Annotated in this window: 11 protein-coding genes; 2 read left to right on the top strand and 9 right to left on the bottom strand. The window is 60.4% G+C overall.

All coding sequences use genetic code 11. From position 1 onward, the window contains the following. Window positions 1-9 precede the first annotated feature (9 nt). The 7 genes from J3P82_RS14485 to J3P82_RS14455 all read right to left on the bottom strand — a co-directional run bounded on the left by J3P82_RS14485 (window position 10) and on the right by J3P82_RS14455 (window position 8,498). Window positions 10-969, bottom strand: coding sequence for an AAA family ATPase (locus J3P82_RS14485; protein ID WP_039589986.1), 960 nt, complete (start codon window positions 967-969; stop codon window positions 10-12). Window positions 970-1,139: 170 nt separating this feature from the next. After that, a complete protein-coding gene (locus tag J3P82_RS14480; RefSeq protein WP_434557452.1) occupies window positions 1,140-2,846 on the bottom strand; it encodes an ATP-binding cassette domain-containing protein in 1,707 nt (568 codons plus the stop codon). Window positions 2,847-3,311: 465 nt separating this feature from the next. After that, on the bottom strand, window positions 3,312-4,289 hold the full coding sequence (locus tag J3P82_RS14475) for a 2-hydroxyacid dehydrogenase (protein ID WP_434557451.1): 978 nt from the start codon (window positions 4,287-4,289) through the stop codon (window positions 3,312-3,314). Between the two features lie 13 nt (window positions 4,290-4,302). Next, window positions 4,303-5,601, bottom strand: a complete 1,299-nt coding sequence (locus J3P82_RS14470) for an MFS transporter (protein WP_434557450.1) — start codon at window positions 5,599-5,601, stop codon at window positions 4,303-4,305. 62 nt (window positions 5,602-5,663) lie between these two features. Beyond that, entirely contained in the window at window positions 5,664-6,617 is a 954-nt protein-coding gene (locus J3P82_RS14465) for a sugar kinase (RefSeq protein WP_434557449.1), read from the bottom strand. After that, window positions 6,610-7,392, bottom strand: a complete 783-nt coding sequence (locus tag J3P82_RS14460) for a sugar phosphate isomerase/epimerase family protein (protein ID WP_434563833.1) — start codon at window positions 7,390-7,392, stop codon at window positions 6,610-6,612. Before J3P82_RS14460 ends, J3P82_RS14465 begins: the two co-directional genes overlap by 8 nt. 80 nt (window positions 7,393-7,472) lie before the next feature. Further along, complete coding sequence (locus J3P82_RS14455; protein ID WP_434557448.1) at window positions 7,473-8,498, bottom strand: LacI family DNA-binding transcriptional regulator; 1,026 nt, start codon at window positions 8,496-8,498, stop codon at window positions 7,473-7,475. A gap of 242 nt (window positions 8,499-8,740) precedes the next feature. Between J3P82_RS14455 and J3P82_RS14450 the strand changes: the two genes are divergently transcribed. Beyond that, on the top strand, window positions 8,741-10,894 hold the full coding sequence (locus J3P82_RS14450; RefSeq protein ID WP_434557447.1) for a WG repeat-containing protein: 2,154 nt from the start codon (window positions 8,741-8,743) through the stop codon (window positions 10,892-10,894). A gap of 166 nt (window positions 10,895-11,060) precedes the next feature. Here the strand turns inward: J3P82_RS14450 and J3P82_RS14445 are convergent, their stop codons facing one another. Next, window positions 11,061-11,414, bottom strand: coding sequence for a hypothetical protein (locus J3P82_RS14445; protein ID WP_434557446.1), 354 nt, complete (start codon window positions 11,412-11,414; stop codon window positions 11,061-11,063). A gap of 429 nt (window positions 11,415-11,843) precedes the next feature. Here J3P82_RS14445 and J3P82_RS14440 point away from each other — a divergent pair, with 429 nt between their 5' ends. Beyond that, window positions 11,844-16,712 carry an NAD-glutamate dehydrogenase gene (locus J3P82_RS14440; protein WP_434557445.1) on the top strand — a complete coding sequence of 1,623 codons (4,869 nt, stop codon included), beginning with the start codon at window positions 11,844-11,846 and terminating at the stop codon, window positions 16,710-16,712. Between the two features lie 90 nt (window positions 16,713-16,802). On the opposite strand, the gene J3P82_RS14435 is transcribed toward J3P82_RS14440, so the two are convergent. After that, entirely contained in the window at window positions 16,803-16,991 is a 189-nt protein-coding gene (locus J3P82_RS14435) for a phage infection protein (RefSeq protein ID WP_434557444.1), read from the bottom strand. Window positions 16,992-17,229 lie beyond the last annotated feature (238 nt).

Here is a 17,229-nt window from a genome sequence, read left to right as displayed (position 1 = left end):
TGCCAATGCTCAAGCGACTGCGACGACGTCGAGAATCCGCTGCACGACCCGGTCCTGGTCAATGCCGGCGGCTTCGGCTTCGAACGAGAGGATGATGCGATGGCGCAGCACGTCGAACAGCACGGCCTGGATGTCTTCCGGGCTGACAAAGTCGCGTCCGGCCAGCCAGGCATGGGCGCGGGCGCAACGGTCCAGGGCAATCGAACCCCGCGGGCTGGCGCCGTAGGCGATCCACTCGGCCATTTCCGGGTCGAACTTGGCCGGGTTGCGGGTCGCCATGATCAGCTGCACCAGGTATTCCTCCACAGCGTCGGCCATGTACAAGCCGAGGATTTCCTTGCGTGCGGAAAAAATCGCCTGTTGGCTCACGCGCCGCTCAGGCTTGGTTTCGCCATTCAGTGCTTCGCCCCGGGCCTGTTGCAGGATACGGCGCTCAACCGCGGCATCCGGAAAACCGATCTTGACGTGCATCAGGAATCGGTCGAGCTGGGCTTCGGGCAACGGATAGGTGCCTTCCTGCTCGATCGGGTTCTGCGTGGCCATCACCAGGAACAGCGGCGACAGTTCATAGGTGCTGCGCCCGACGCTGACCTGCCGCTCGGCCATCGCTTCGAGCAAGGCCGACTGGACCTTGGCCGGGGCCCGGTTGATTTCGTCGGCCAATACCAGGTTGTGAAAGATCGGCCCTTGCTGGAACACGAAACTGCCGGTTTCCGGGCGATAGATCTCGGTGCCTGTGATGTCCGCAGGCAGCAGGTCGGGGGTAAATTGGATGCGATGAAACTGCGCTTCGATGCCCTCGGCCAGCTCCTTGATCGCCTTGGTCTTGGCCAGACCAGGCGCACCTTCCACCAGCATATGGCCGTCGGCGAGCAGGGCGATGAGCAGGCGCTCGATGAGTTTTTCCTGGCCGAGAATCTGCGTTGAAAGAAAGGTTCGCAGCGCCAGTAGCGCTTCACGATGTTCCATCGGTGACTGTTCCTGGAAAGGGTGGCCCAGACGTCTGGATAACGCCGGGGCTGGGGGCGTTACTTTAATGCATGGTGGGGGGTGGCGACTAACGGGATTTTGATGGATGTGCGGATTTGTGATCGGCATTGGATTCGATGCACGGCGCTGGCTCGCGACGGCGGCGGGGGCTAGTGCTGTGTCCGGATGTCATTTAGCAATGATTTGATTGCCGGTCTTTCGACCAGCGCCTGCCAGCCTCCGTCGCCAGCAATCGCGCCGTTATGCAGTACGATGACTCGATCAAAACGAAACAGATGATCGAAATCGTGCGTGACGCAGATTAATCCGCGTTCCGCGAAAGTATCGAACAGTAGGTCCCATACGGAACCGGTCATCCCAGGCTCGATTGAAGCACTCGGTTCGTCGAACAAATTGAATCGTCCAGGCCTGTTGATCAGCCGCAGCAGAGACAGGCGCTTGGCTTCTCCGCCAGAGATATTTGATGCCTGTTCAGAAAGGGTCCGTTGGGAAACGATTTCCTCAAGCTGCAATCGTCGTATTGTCTGGCTGAGACAAGGCGACATTTCTGCTCCGAACAGTACGGACTGTTCAAAGGGACCTTCCAAAAAACGGGGCTGTTGGGGGCAATACCTCAACGCACTCAAGTGGAAACGAGGGTTCATTTGCGAAACGGGGGTTGCGTTGATGCTCAACTGACTTCGCGTTTTTTGATCGAGACCGGCGAGAATTTCCAGCAACGTAGACTTACCAGCACCGCTCTGACCGATGATCGCCACTGATTGGTTTTGAATGAATGACAGCTTTTGTGTAATCGTCAGGCGAACTTGGTTGTTTTCGGTCAGTACGCACGGATCGAGAGTCAGTGTCGATGGCCCCTTGAAAACGGTGGTCGATTGCCGATCGCCATGATCAAAGTTTGGAAGCGAAAGCAGGCTTAGAAGTCGACGCTGGTCGGCAAAAAACTGGTCCAGCACGCGGTATCCCTCCGTTAACGCAGCGATATTGAGTAAGTAGCTGCCCGCGATGGAAAAAATCGCCACCAGTTGTCCGACACTGATACTGGGCTGGCTCGACAGTTGATCAAGGACTCCCCAGCCCAATAATCCGCCCGTGGAAAGGCTGACGAACAGGATCTTGGCGGCGTTCAGAAAACCACCAGAGGTCGCCGCGCACACCGCGGCATCGGCGTAGCCCTTGAAGGCATCGTTTAGCGGTTGTGTTGCGGTAGATTCGGCATTTTCCAGCTTTATCGCTTTGCCAGCCGCAAGCGTGTTATACAGATGAGCGCTCAGTTCATCTTCCTGCTCGTTGACCGCATCAATGTGTTTCCTGCGCCATCTGATAATTTTGTGGGTGACTATCAGATAGAGAACTCCTAAAACGGTCGTGCTCACGAAAACCTCGATACCGCCCATATAAAAGAACGCACCGCCGACGATTAAAAATTCCAGGCACAACGGCAGTCCAACAGTGACAAAAAACGTCAGCAACTGTTCGTGAGCGGTGATGCCGCGCTCAACCGATTTTATGAAGTGCCCGATTCGCCACGAGCTGAATTGGGCAAACTCTTTGCGCATTAGATTGGTCAGCCACTCAATAGACGCGGCCATCATGATCTGCTGGACCAGCTTGGATAAGAAATGGATCTGAAGTGGGCTGATGATCGCTTGGGCGCATCCGGCGACAACAAGGCCTACCGTAAGCATGAGTAACGTTCTGGCTGTTGTCTGTTTTACGCCATATAGGGTGTCGACAATGGTCCCCAAGAGCAAGGGCGGGGCCAGTGCGATAAGTTTGAGTATTATGATTGTTGCAATGGTTAACGTCAGAAGTGTCGTATGTTTTTTGCAGGCAGTTCTGATGAAGGTTTGCATAGAGTGCATACGACCGTCTGGGAGTGTTTGTGGATAAATTGTTTCAGCCGCTACGTAACATCTGCAGAGCGCAACAAATCAATGACCGCTCTATTGATTATTCTGTGTGTCGCTCGGCGTTCACCTAACTTGCGTGTTTTGGTGCAAGTGCATAATTAATAACAGCAGGCGTTTGGATGGGCTAGGGCGCAACTTCCGATGATGGCGTAGGGCGGTTCTTGGCGACCGGTAGGGCGCGCCTGTAGGAAGAAGAGTTATTGTGGGGTTCTGGCTTTTTCACTATCTATTTCAACGGTTTGAAAGGTTTGCTCATTTTGGATGGATAAGATTCGAGCATGATTCAACAAGGTTCAAGGGTTGGTTTTTTCGGTCAGCTAGCAATATCCAGTACCGGCAGCCCTTAGTGGCGAGGGATAAATCCCTCGCCACATACAACTTCTGGAGCCAGCCTCCTGGCCAAACGATTCAGCCCTTCCAAACCCCCGGATTCACCAGATCCATCGGCCGTTCACCCGCCAATGCCGCCAGCAGATTGTCCACCGCACAACGTGCCATCGCTTCCCGTGTTTCATGGGTCGCCGAGCCGATGTGTGGCGTCGCGACCACGTTGTCCATCTGCAACAGGGGCGAGTCGGCGCTCAAGGGTTCGCGGTCGAACACGTCCAGTCCGGCGCCACGGATCTGCCCGCTGCGCAGGGCTTCGATCATCGCCGTTTCGTCCACCACCTTGCCCCGGGAGATATTGATAAAAATGCTCTCGGGACGCATCTGTGCGAACGCCCGTGCGTCGATGAGCCCTTGGGTCTCAGTGGTCAGCGGCAACGTCAGGCAAATGAAATCAGCTTCTTGCAGCAGCGTATCGAGGCCGCAGTAGCGGGCGTTGAAACGTTGCTCCACCGCCGGCTTGGGTGAGTGGCTGTGATAGAGCACCGGCATGCCGAAACCGAAATGGCCGCGTTGGGCCAACGCTTCGCCGATGCGTCCCATGCCGACGATGCCAAGGGTCTTGCCGTGGACATCGCTGCCGAAATGCTTGGCGCCGATGCTCTGCTGCCATTGGCCGGCGCGGATCAGGTTGGCCAGCTCCACCACGCGGCGGGCGGTCGCGAGGATCAAGGCGAACCCGGTGTCGGCGGTGGTCTCGGTCAGCACATCCGGCGTATTGGTGAGCACGATGCGCCGTTCGGTCAGGTAATCGATGTCGTAGTTGTCGACCCCAACCGAAACGCTGGCGATCGCCTCCAGCTGGGGTGCCAGGTCCAGTAGCGACGCATCGAGCCTGAGGCTTGCGCCCAGCAGGCCATGGGCGCTGGGCAGGGCTTCGCGCAGTTGGGCCAAGCCCCGGTCATCGAGGCGTTCAATCAGGGTGACCTGGGCCTGTGCTTGCAAGCGTTCCATCAATTGCGTTGAAAGTGCTTTGTACACCACGACGTGTTTTTTCATGAGGATTCTCGATTCAGGGACGGGCGGGCGCCGGCTGTGGCGTCGCAGGTTTGGACACGACCCGGTCGCTGGCGCCGGGCTTGAGGGCCAGGGTCAGTACCACCGACAGCAGCAACGCGCCGCTCATCAGCAAGAAGGACATGCCGGTGGAGCCGGTGGAGCCGTTGAGGTAGCCCACCAGGTACGAGCCGCCGAACGAACCCAGTGCGCCCATGCTGTTGATCAATGCCATGGCGCCGCCGGCGACGTTGGCCGGCAGGATTTCCGGGACGATGGCGAAGAACGGACCGTAAGGCGCATACATGCAGGCGCCGGCGATCACCAGCAAGGTGTAGGACCACCAGAAATGCTCCGCCCCTAGCAGGTAGGAAGCGTAGAAGGCGATGGAGGCGACCAGCAACGGCGGCCAGACAAAGCGCTTGCGCTTCTGCACTTTATCCGACGCCCAGGAGATGATCAGCATCGCGATCACCGCCGCCAGATAAGGCAGCGATGACAGCCACCCGGCCTCGACCATGTTCATCTTCAGGCCGGCCTTGAGGATCGATGGCAACCACAGCACGAAACCATAGACACCGATGCTCCAGCAGAAAAACTGCAGGGCCAGGATGATTACCTTGGGTGAGCGGAAGGCCTCGGCATAGTTCTTCACCGCCTTGATGCCGACCTGCTCGGCGGCCAGCGCGCTTTCCAGGTCCTGTTTTTCTTGGTCGCTGAGCCACTTGGCCTGGGCCGGGCGATCATCGGCCAGGCGCCACCAGACAAAGGCCCAGAGCACTGCCGGCAGGCCTTCGATGATGAACATCCAGCGCCAATCGAATTGCTCCACCAGATAACCCGAGACCACGGACATCCACAACATGGTCACCGGGTTGCCGAGGATCAGGAAGGTGTTGGCGCGCGAGCGTTCGGCGCGGGTGAACCAGTGGCACAGGTAGACCAGCATCGCCGGCATCACCGCGGCTTCGACCACGCCGAGCATGAAGCGGATCACGATCAGCCAATACGCATTGGATACCACACCCGTCAGGGTCGCCAGCGAGCCCCAGAGGATCAGGCTGACGAATATCAGTTTTTTCACGCTGTGTTTTTGCGCGTAGATCGCCCCGGGTATCTGGAAGAAAAAGTAACCTAGGAAAAACAGCGCGCCCAGCAGCGACGACAACCCGGGCGTTATCATCAGGTCCTCGGCCATCCCCGAGGCGGCGGCGAAACCGTAGTTGGCCCGGTCGAGGTACGCCAGGCTGTAGGTGATGAACACAATGGGCATGATGTACCACCAGCGGCGGGCGGCGAGATTGAGCGTTTGCATGTCATGACTCCTGAGCTTGTTGTTTTTGTTCAGCAGGTGCGTTTGTGAAACTTTTCCAGTTTCTATTGGCAGCAGGCGGCCTCGAATTCAGCCGATAACTCCAGGCGCGTCGGTAGACCTTCCATGTCCCCGCGACTCTGCACCGCGCGGCTGCCGATCCAATTGGCGCGTCGTACCGCTTCGGTGACGTCGCGGCCTTCAAGCAGCGCGCTGATCAGGCCCACGGCGAAGCCATCACCGGCGCCCACGGTGTCCACCACCCGGGGAACCGGCACAGCGCCAATAAAGCCCTGGTCCAGTGCGGTGCGGTAATAGGCCCCGTCGGCGCCGAGCTTGATCACCACGACTTCGGCGCCCTGGTCGAGGTAGAACGCGGCGATGTCGGCCGGATCTTCACGGCCGGTCAGCAAGCGACCTTCGCCAAGCCCCGGCAAGACCCAATGGGCCAGGGCCGCGTGACGATTGATCTCGCGGATCATCATCGCTTCGCTGGGCCACAGGCTCGGGCGCAGGTTGGGATCGAACGACAGGCTGCGACCGGCCTCGCGCATTCGGGTCATCAATTCAAAGGACATTTCACCGGCCGTGGCCGACAGCGCCGGCACGATGCCGGTGGCATGCAGGTGACGAGCGCCCAGCAACGGCGCGGCGATGGATTCGATCGATAAATGACTGGCCGCCGAACCGCGACGGAAATACTCGACTTGCGGGTCGCTGCCATCGTCGGAGCGGGACTTCAGTTGGAATCCAGTGGGATGCGCCGGATCCACCGCCACGTGGCGACAATCCAGGCCTTCTTCCTCCAGCGTCCGCGTCACGAAGCGTCCGAGGGAGTCTGCGCCGACCCGGCTGAGCCAGGCGACATTGAAGCCCAGTCGCGACAAACCGATAGCCACGTTGCTGTCGGCCCCGGCGATGCGTTTGTGAAATTGACTGACGCCGGCCAGGTCGCCGGTCTGGTCGGCCACCAGCATCGCCATGGTTTCGCCGAACGACAACACATCGAATTCAGTCATGGGCAGGCTCCCGGCGCGATTGCCCGAGGCGCGACAAAGTGGTGACATGTTCGGCGGTCAAGGCCAGCAGGTCATCGCCTTGCAGCGGGTATTCGGCGGCACGCATCACGCCGACGGGCATGTGTTTGAACAGTTGCTCCCACAGATGCAGGTCTGCCAGGGCCGGGGGCACGGCGATCAGTTTGCCGTCGGCACGCCGGGCCACCGCCTTGCAGTGCACATACGCCACATGCCGTCCGAGTTGTCGGGCCGCCCCCGTGGCCGATTGGTCCTGCCATTGCCAGTTGCCAATGTCGAAGGTCATGCCGACAGGCAACCCGCATTGTTCAATGGCGGCGAAGAAACGTTGCAAGGGTTCGATCCGCCCACCTTGCAAGGTCTGGTCGTTTTCCACCAACAGTTGCACGGGACTTGCCGCGAGCCTGTCGGCGAGGGCCGACAGGTCGTGGGAGTCGGTGAAGTGCCCGAGGGAAACTTTAAGCCACGTCGAGCCGAACGCCTCGCAGCGTTGCAGGGCGACGGTCAATTCGGGATTGGGCTTGGACTGGCCGGGCAGCCAGAGCTCAAGGGGCGACGAATAGACACTCTTCAGTCCCTGGGCTCGCGCGTCGACGGCCAGCTCGGTGGGTTGTTCAGTGGTGAGCAATTCTTCGCGCCATTCGATTCGCGAGGCACCGGCGGCGGCCAGCAGCGCGATGAAGCTGCCTTGGCCGTGCTGGCGCACCAGGTCGGCACCGTAGCTGGAGAGGCTGATGGAAACGGGTGGGCTATGCAGAGTTCTTGTACCTCTGAAACCGGTTTCAGTTTTGTTCAAAAAAAAGGCTGAGCCTTGGATTTCAGCAGCAGCCAGTGCAGTCATTGAAGGACGTCGCGCGTCGATCCACGCTCAATCAGCTGCGCCGCAAAATCCAGGGTCCGTACCGGCCCGTTGTCGCCACGCAAGCGCTTGAGCAAACACTCGAACGCGCTGGCGCCGATCTCAGCCGTCGGCTGTGCCAGGGCGGTGATACCGCTGCCCACCAAGGGATACCAATCGAGGTCGTCGAGGGCGATCAGCCCAACATCGTCGAACAAGTGGCAGCCCAATTGGCGCAATACTTGGGTGGCGGCCAGCGCGGCGATGCCGTTGGCGCAAAAGAGTGCCTTGGGGCCGAGGCCTGGCTGGGCAAGGAAGTCTTTGATGCGCCCGGCCAGTTGATCGCAGGTTTCCACCACGGCGCCAGCCAAGGCAGGGCGGCGCTCGATGCCGGCCTTGAAACTCTCGACTCGCTCGATGCGCGAGCTGGTGCCGTCGAACGGCTCGGTTACCAGTAGCAGATCGCGGTAACCCCGCTGTTCGAGGTGGTCGAGGGCCATTTCGACGGCCGCCGGGTTGTCCAGACCCACCAAGTCGCTGTCGAGCCGATCGACCTTGCGATCCACCAGGACCATGGGCATTTCGCTGCGCAGCTCGAACAGTTCGTCACGGTGATGGCCCAGCGTGTTCACGATCAGCCCTTCGATGTTGTAGGCGCGCAACAGCGCCAGATGCTGGCGCTCCTGCTCATCATCGCGGTCGGTGTTGCACACCACAAGGCTGTAGCCGTGGCGACGGCAGGCGGTTTCTACGCCATGCATCACGGCAATTGAATAGGGGTTGCGGATATCGGCCACGAGCATGCCGATCAGGCGTGTGCGCCCGCGTTTCAGGCCGCGGGCCATCTGGTTCGGCCGGTAACCCAGCTCGCTGATCGCCTGCTCTATGCGTCGGGCGATGGCTTCGGAAAGCAGCGGGCGGTCCTCGCCAATGAAGCGCGAGACGCTGGCCTTGGAGACCCCGGCGCGTTCGGCGACATCTAACATGGTTACGCGGCTGCGCTGGGCGGCGGAGAAAGAATTCACGGATTGAAACCTGCTTATTGGATTTTTAGCGGCTCTGAAACCGGTTTCAGGAAACACTAGAAGCTGATCCGGCGTCAAGGGCGATGCATCACAGGTGCGACCGACGGTGGTTCACCTCGGTCCGACAGCGGCGACGGTGCGGGCAGACATTTATCAGAACCGGGCCTTTCAAGGAATTTGCAGCGCGCCAGGCCATGTGTTTAGCTGCCTGCCTTCCCAGCCCTTTGACGACCGAAGCCGCCATGAACGTTACCCAGCCTCGTTTGAGATTGCTGTCGATTTTGACGGCGACCCTGTTGGTGGTGGGCTTTGCGTCCTATACCTTGTTGCACCGCAGCGGGGCGCCGGCCGATGAAGGTTTCGTCGCCGAGGACTTGAACGAAGGCGGCCTGGACGACATCGGCACGTTGGCGCTGCCCGACGTGGAGAAGCGCCTCAATTACTTGATCCAGGACACCGGCGAAACCCTCAGGTCCCTGGAACGGTTCAGTGACGCGCAGTTGAGCTTGAATATCGAGACGACCGAGCCAGCCGAGGAGCAATCGTTGCAGTACGAGACGCTGTTCGTCCCGTTCACCAGCGCGCAACTGAAAGCTGAGCTGGCATCGATCCAGGGCCTGAGTTTTGCCCAGCGGCTGTTTGCCGACGGTTCCGAAGTGAGACTGGATACCAACAGTCTTGATCCGCTCTGGAAGCGCGCGGCCATGCCGAATGAACCGACTGCCGAGCAGTACCTGCCGCAGCGCCTGCGTTTTCGCGATGGCAGCGAAAAAAGCTTTGCCGACCTGAAGGCGCCGCCGCAGGACGAGCCCGACGACATGATCTTGTCCCATGAGGCCTTCGTGCTTTCGGTCAACAAACCCTTGGCCAGTCTCGGCCTGACGGTTGCGTACCGCAGCTATCCGGCGTTCCGCAAAGTGGTGCTGGACAAGGATCACCCCAGCGTGACCCTGGACGACGGCCAGTCCTTCCAGCTCATGGCATTGGGTGACGCAAGCGCTTCAGTGCGCCTGAGTACGCCGAAGATGTCGACTTTCGTTTTGCAAGGGCTGACCGAGGAGGGCAAGGCGCTCTACAGCAACGGTAACAACTCCCGTGCCTTCCCGTCTGAGCGCGATATTGCCGCATTGCGTGCTTATTACGACGCGCTGCTGCAAACCAAGGATGATCTTGCTCAGCTCAAGACCGGCCAGGCAGTACAACAACAGCTGGAGCGTGTCACCCAAGCGCTGGTCGCTCAGGCCGGGCCGTTGAAAAATACCGAGGTCGACTACCGCTTCGAGGCCACCCCGCAGCGTATCGTCATTCATGTGCTCGATCCGCTGGAAGACAACACCGTCGAATTCGCCGCGGTCGACAACGTCCTGGCGGAACAAGCGCGCTACATCGCCCTGGACCGCGAGGCCGAGCGCTACGGTTTCGTCGATCCGGCCGGACAGTGGCTGATCAAGCCCCGTTGGGTGCAGGTGCAGGACAGTCTGATGGCCGATGCCTACACTCTGTTCATCGCGGAAAAATCCAGCGACCCCGAGTCGGACGGGCAGGCGTTACGCAGCCAGTTCGCCTATTTCCCCGCCGGGAGCAACAAGCTTGTCGACCTGCCGTTCGAACACATCACCGAAGAGTTGCGTGATGGCCTGCTGCTGGTGGAGCGTGAAACCAACGGACCTTATGGGCTCTACGATGCCAAGGGGCACCGTTTCATATTGCCGATGAAATTCGTCAACCCCACCGTGACCGACAACCTGTTCATCGCCCGTCTCGGCACGCGTACCTATGCGACGGAGGGGCTCTACGGCGCCTACACCCTGGACGGCAAGGAAGTCCTGCCCGCGCGGTTTTCAAGCATCGAGCACAGCGACGGCTACCTTTACACCAGCTCCCCCGACGGCAATCGCCAGGACGTTTTCAACCTTCAAGGCAAGCGGATCAATCTTGAAGGCTACAACGTCAAAGGTCGTTTTGTCGGGCAACAACCGCTGCTGCTGCAGGACACGAAGAACGGGACGTTCGTCTTCATCAATCGCCAGGGTGCGCGGTTGCCGATCAAACTGCCGTATGACGAGGTGGAACCGTTTTCCAACGGCATGGCGGTGGTCGGGCGTGACAGCCTCTACGGTGCCATCGACCTGACTGGCAAGTTGCAGGTTCCGCTGGATTACAGCCAGATCAACGCGTTCCAGACCCGCTACGCCGCTGCTATCCGGGCTGGCGATGGTTCAGGGTTGGTCTTGATAAGTGAAGACAACCAGTTGATCAAGGAACTCGGCTCCTACACCAGTATGAAGGTGCCGGATAACGGCAACGGCGCCCGTTATTATGTAAGGGACCCGAGTAACAGTGATGAATACCTGGTGTATGACGCCGATGGCAATCAGGTGCGGCAATCCGAGTGACACCCCGACCCCCGTGGCGAGGCAGCTTGCTCCCGCTCGGCTGCGCAGCAGTCGCAAGTCGGCCGACGCGGTTTAGCTGCCATATTCGTGGTGCCTGGTTTTGGGGTTGCTGCGCAACCCAGCGGGAGCAAGCTCCCTCGCCACAGGAGCGTATTCGCCTTTGGTTTCAGAGTTGGCTGATATAGGTGCCGGTCCCCCTAAGGATGTTTTGCAACGTCAGTTCCACTTCCGCCAGGTCCGCCGCATCGCTGCTATGAGTGATTTCCAGCACATCATCGCCGCTGAGCGCGTCGGCATCCGCCGCGGCGATTTCGATTTTCAGCAGGGTTGGGCTGAGCGTGACCTTCGCGCCATCCAGCGTCGAGGGTTCGCCGTCGAGGGTGATTTCCAGCTCGTCTTCGTCGGGGTAGCGGGTCATCAGGAACATGTCGCCCTGGCTGCTGTGGCAACACAGCATGGCCATGTTGTCCTCTTCGTCGTCGCACGGGTTGGCGATCAGCAGGGCAGTGGTCATTTTCATCGGGTGGCTCCTGGCTCGATGAGCCGTCAAACGCGAAAAACCGAATTCTGCCAGCCTGGACGATTTTCTGCTGGATTACCCGCGCAGGGTGCCGTTTGGGCGTTAGGCTGCTAGGGTTGTTCGATGCACACCGGCTGTAGCGCTAGCCGATGACCGAATATGTCGCAGCGCTGCAAGCAGGCACATTGTCGCACTCGTTAAGCTGCGCAACGGATGTGCACCTGCAAAGGGCATCGCGGAGTGCTTTTTGCAGGTGTCCATGACATGGAAATTACATGGAAAAGGATGTGACCTGCGGGTCTCGTCCAGCTTCACCCACCTGTCATCCTGTTTCCTCTGCCCGAGAATCAGGAACAGGATGGCCGACGGCCCCGGAAGGGGTTGCACGCGACGCTACCATCAATAACAAGCCCAAGCGGAGTACCACAGATGGCGTTCTTCACCGCAGCCAGCAAAGCCGACTTCCAGCACCAACTGCAAGCGGCACTGGCGCAGCACATCAGTGAACAGGCACTGCCACAAGTGGCGCTGTTCGCTGAACAATTCTTCGGCATCATTTCCCTCGATGAACTTACCCAGCGCCGGTTGTCCGACCTCGCCGGCTGCACCCTGTCTGCCTGGCGCCTGCTTGAGCGCTTCGAGCACGCGCAACCGCAGGTGCGCGTCTACAACCCCGATTACGAACGTCACGGCTGGCAGTCGACCCACACCGCCGTCGAAGTGCTGCACCATGACTTGCCGTTCCTGGTGGATTCGGTCCGCACCGAGCTGAACCGTCGCGGCTACAGCATCCACACCCTGCAAACCACCGTCCTGAGCGTGCGTCGCGGCAGCAAGGGCGAGTTGCTGGAAATCCTGCCCAAAGGCACCCAGGGCGACGACGTGCTGCAAGAGTCGTTGATGTACCTGGAAATCGACCGCTGCGCCAACGCCGCCGAACTCAATGTCCTGAGCAAGGAACTTGAGCAAGTGCTGGGCGAAGTGCGCGTGGCCGTGGCCGATTTCGAGCCGATGAAAGCCAAGGTCCGGGAAATCCTGGCGAGCCTGGACAACAGCGCCTACGCCACCGATGCCGATGAAAAAGCCGAAATCAAGAGCTTCCTGGAATGGCTGGTGGGCAACCACTTCACCTTCCTCGGCTACGAAGAGTTCGTGGTTCGCGATGAAGCCGACGGCGGCCACATCGAGTACAACCCTGACTCGTTCCTCGGCCTGACCAAATTGCTGCGCGCCGGCCTCACCGCCGAGGACCTGCGTATCGAAGACTACGCGGTCAATTACCTGCGCGAACCGACCCTGCTGTCGTTCGCCAAGGCCGCGCACCCGAGCCGGGTGCACCGTCCGGCTTATCCGGACTACGTGTCGATCCGTGAAATCGACGCCGACGGCAAGGTCATCAAGGAATGCCGCTTCATGGGCCTGTACACCTCCTCGGTGTATGGCGAGAGCGTGCGGGTCATCCCGTACATCCGCCGCAAGGTCGAGGAAATCGAGCGCCGTTCGGGCTTCCAGGCCAAGGCGCACCTGGGCAAGGAACTGGCCCAGGTGGTCGAAGTGCTGCCCCGCGACGACCTGTTCCAGACGCCGGTGGACGAGCTGTTCAGCACCGTCATGTCCATCGTGCAGATCCAGGAACGCAACAAGATCCGCGTGTTCCTGCGCAAAGACCCGTACGGCCGCTTCTGCTACTGCCTGGCCTATGTGCCGCGCGACATCTATTCCACCGAAGTGCGCCAGAAAATCCAGCAAGTGCTGATGGACCGCCTGAAAGCTTCGGACTGCGAATTCTGGACCTTCTTCTCCGAATCCGTGCTGGCCCGCGTGCAGTTGATCCTGCGGGTGGACCCGAAAAACCGTCTCGACATCGACCCGGTCCTGCTGGAAAAAGAAGTCGTGCAGGCCTGCCGCAGCTGGAAGGATGACTACGCCAGCCTGGTGATCGAGAGCTTCGGCGAAGCCCAGGGCACCAATGTGCTATCGGACTTTCCGAAAGGTTTCCCGGCCGGCTACCGCGAGCGTTTTGCCGCGCACTCCGCCGTGGTGGACATGCAGCACCTGCTGAGCCTGAACGAAACCAACCCGCTGGTGATGAGCTTCTACCAGCCGTTGGGCCAGGTGTCCGGCCAGCGTGAGCTGCACTGCAAGCTGTATCACGCCGACACGCCGCTGGCGCTGTCCGACGTGCTGCCGATCCTGGAAAACCTGGGTCTGCGCGTGCTGGGCGAGTTCCCGTATCGCCTGCGCCATACCAATGGCCGCGAGTTCTGGATCCATGATTTTGCGTTCACCGCCGCCGAAGGCCTGGACCTCGATATCCAGCAGCTCAACGACACCTTGCAGGACGCCTTCGTCCACATTGTCCGTGGCGATGCCGAGAACGATGCGTTCAACCGCCTGGTGCTCACCGCCGGCCTGCCATGGCGCGACGTGGCGCTGCTGCGTGCCTACGCCCGTTACCTGAAGCAGATCCGCCTGGGCTTCGACCTTGGCTACATCGCCAGCACCCTGAACAACCACACCGACATCGCTCGTGAGCTGACCCGGTTGTTCAAGACCCGCTTCTACCTGGCGCGCAAGCTCAGCGGCGATGACCTGGAAGACAAACAGCTGCGTCTGGAACAGGCGATCCTCTCGGCCTTGGACGACGTTCAGGTGCTCAACGAAGACCGGATCCTGCGTCGCTACCTGGACCTGATCAAGGCAACCCTGCGGACCAACTTCTACCAGACCGACGCCAACGGCCAGAACAAGTCCTACTTCAGCTTCAAGTTCAACCCACACCTGATCCCGGAACTGCCCAAGCCAGTGCCGAAGTTCGAAATCTTCGTCTACTCGCCACGGGTCGAAGGCGTGCACCTGCGTTTCGGCAACGTCGCCCGTGGCGGCTTGCGCTGGTCTGACCGTGAAGAAGACTACCGCACCGAAGTGCTTGGCCTGGTAAAAGCCCAGCAAGTGAAGAACTCGGTGATCGTGCCGGTGGGCGCCAAAGGTGGTTTCCTGCCGCGTCGCCTGCCATTGGGCGGCAGCCGGGACGAGATCGCGGCCGAGGGCATCGCTTGCTACCGCATCTTCATTTCGGGGCTGCTGGACATCACCGACAACCTGAAGGACGGCGCCCTGGTGCCGCCGGCCAACGTCGTGCGGCATGACGATGATGACCCGTACCTGGTGGTGGCGGCGGACAAAGGCACCGCGACCTTCTCCGACATCGCCAACGGCATCGCCATCGACTACGGCTTCTGGCTCGGCGATGCGTTTGCCTCCGGCGGTTCGGCCGGTTACGACCACAAGAAAATGGGTATCACCGCCAAGGGCGCGTGGGTCGGCGTTCAGCGCCACTTCCGCGAGCGCGGCATCAATGTCCAGGAAGATAGCATCACCGTAGTGGGTGTCGGCGACATGGCCGGCGACGTGTTCGGCAACGGCTTGTTGATGTCCGACAAGCTGCAACTGGTCGCGGCTTTCAACCATCTGCACATCTTCATCGACCCGAACCCGGAGCCTGCCAGCAGCTTTGCCGAGCGCAAGCGTCTGTTCGAACTGCCGCGTTCGGCCTGGACCGACTACGACACCAGCATCATGTCCGAAGGCGGCGGTATCTTCTCGCGCAGTGCCAAGAGCATCGCGATCTCGCCGCAGATGAAAGAACGCTTCGACATCAAGGCCGACAAGCTGACCCCGACCGAACTGCTGAACGCCTTGCTCAAGGCGCCGGTGGACCTGTTGTGGAACGGCGGTATCGGCACCTACGTCAAGGCCAGCACCGAAAGCCACGCCGACGTCGGCGACAAGGCCAACGATGCGCTGCGCGTGAACGGCAACGAGCTGCGCTGCAAGGTGGTAGGCGAGGGCGGCAACCTGGGGATGACCCAACTGGGTCGTGTCGAGTTCGGTCTCAATGGCGGCGGTTCCAACACCGACTTCATCGACAACGCCGGTGGCGTGGACTGCTCCGACCACGAAGTGAACATCAAGATCCTGCTCAACGAAGTGGTGCAGGCCGGCGACATGACCGACAAGCAACGCAACCAGTTGCTGGCGAGCATGACCGACGAAGTCGGCGGCCTGGTGTTGGGCAATAACTACAAGCAGACCCAGGCCCTGTCCCTGGCGGCACGCCGCGCCTTCGTGCGGATTGCCGAATACAAGCGCCTGATGAACGACCTGGAAGTGCGTGGCAAGCTGGACCGCGCTATCGAGTTCCTGCCGACCGAAGAGCAACTGGCCGAACGCGTCGCGGCGGGCCATGGCCTGACCCGTGCCGAACTGTCGGTGTTGATCTCCTACAGCAAGATCGACCTCAAGGAAGCGCTGCTCAACTCCCAGGTACCGGATGACGATTACCTGACCCGTGACATGGAGACTGCGTTCCCACCGATGCTGGTGAGCAAGTTCTCCGAGGCCATGCGTCGCCATCGCCTGAAACGCGAGATCGTCAGCACCCAGATCGCCAACGACCTCGTCAACCACATGGGCATCACCTTCGTCCAACGGTTGAAAGAGTCCACCGGCATGAGCCCGGCGAACGTGGCCGGCGCCTATGTGATCGTGCGGGATATCTTCCATCTCCCACACTGGTTCCGCCAGATCGAAGCCCTGGACCACCAGGTCTCGGCCGACGTGCAACTGGAACTGATGGACGAGCTGATGCGCCTGGGCCGTCGCGCCACCCGCTGGTTCTTGCGCAGCCGCCGCAACGAGCAGAACGCTGCCCGCGACGTCGCTCACTTCGGTCCGCACCTGGCGGCGTTGGGTCTCAAGCTCGACGAGTTGCTGGAAGGCCCGACCCGTGAAGGCTGGCAGACCCGCTACCAGGCCTACGTGGCCGCCGGCGTGCCGGAGTTGCTCGCGCGCATGGTTGCCGGCACCACGCACCTGTACACCTTGCTGCCGATCATCGAGGCGTCCGACGTGACTGGCCAGAACGCCGCCGATGTAGCCAAGGCGTACTTCGCCGTGGGCAGCGCGCTGGACATCACCTGGTACCTGCAACAGATCAGCGCCTTGCCGGTGGACAACAACTGGCAGGCCCTGGCCCGCGAAGCGTTCCGCGATGACATCGACTGGCAGCAACGGGCGATTACCATCTCGGTCTTGCAAGAGGGCGACGGCACCCAGGACGTGGAAACACGCCTGGCGCTGTGGCTGGAGCAGCACCGCGAGATGGTTGAGCGCTGGCGCGCCATGCTGGTGGACATCCGCGCCGCCAGCGGCACCGACTATGCCATGTACGCGGTGGCCAACCGCGAGCTGCTCGACCTTGCGTTGAGCGGTCAGGCGGTCGTCACGGCCAACTGATACAGCGCTGAATGAACAAGCCCCGCCTCGAAAGACGCGGGGCTTTTTCTTGGCTGTTCAAACGCTTGCTCCCTCGCCACAACAGCGCCTTCAGACCGCGCTGCGTTCGCGAAGCTCCTGCAACCGATCGGCCCCGCCTTCGGCAACGCGATTCTGAATCAGGCGATCAGAACCGCCTTCAGCCACGCGATTCTGAATCAGGCGATCGGAACCACCTTCGGCCAGTTGTTGGGCAGACGGGCTGTCGGCCTGCGCACTCGCCGAGGCAACATTCGACAAGCCAACACCGCCAACCAGTGGAAGAGCGCATGTATAAAATCGCGAAAATCCAGGTTGAACAAAGTTCATTTAATCAGGGCAACTAACCGAAAATTTAAGTTGCCATTAAGGTGCCGTTTCAAGAGGCATGCGTGGCACGAAGTCGCCACCCAGCCCTAGCCGATAATCGCACGTTTTTTCAGGCGACCTCGCCTGGCGTATTGACCGAACTAACCGGTTGGTACATTTTAGTCGCAAC

This window comes from Pseudomonas sp. Z4-20, from assembly GCF_051131955.1.
GTDB classification, from domain to species: Bacteria; Pseudomonadota; Gammaproteobacteria; order Pseudomonadales; family Pseudomonadaceae; genus Aquipseudomonas; species Aquipseudomonas marvdashtae.
The sequence above is the reverse complement of the archived record's forward strand: the minus strand, read 5'-3'. Positions and strand labels throughout refer to the sequence as shown.

What these genes read in the sequence shown, in the direction of transcription:
- J3P82_RS14480 (WP_434557452.1), bottom strand. Translation starts at nt 2,846, where the DNA reads ATGCAAACCTTCATCAGAACTGCCTGCAAAAAACATACGACACTTCTG.
- J3P82_RS14475 (WP_434557451.1), bottom strand. Translation starts at nt 4,289, where the DNA reads ATGAAAAAACACGTCGTGGTGTACAAAGCACTTTCAACGCAATTGATG.
- J3P82_RS14465 (WP_434557449.1), bottom strand. Translation starts at nt 6,617, where the DNA reads ATGACTGAATTCGATGTGTTGTCGTTCGGCGAAACCATGGCGATGCTG.
- J3P82_RS14440 (WP_434557445.1), top strand. Translation starts at nt 11,844, where the DNA reads ATGGCGTTCTTCACCGCAGCCAGCAAAGCCGACTTCCAGCACCAACTG.
- J3P82_RS14470 (WP_434557450.1), bottom strand. Translation starts at nt 5,601, where the DNA reads ATGCAAACGCTCAATCTCGCCGCCCGCCGCTGGTGGTACATCATGCCC.
- J3P82_RS14450 (WP_434557447.1), top strand. Translation starts at nt 8,741, where the DNA reads ATGAACGTTACCCAGCCTCGTTTGAGATTGCTGTCGATTTTGACGGCG.
- J3P82_RS14445 (WP_434557446.1), bottom strand. Translation starts at nt 11,414, where the DNA reads ATGAAAATGACCACTGCCCTGCTGATCGCCAACCCGTGCGACGACGAA.
- J3P82_RS14485 (WP_039589986.1), bottom strand. Translation starts at nt 969, where the DNA reads ATGGAACATCGTGAAGCGCTACTGGCGCTGCGAACCTTTCTTTCAACG.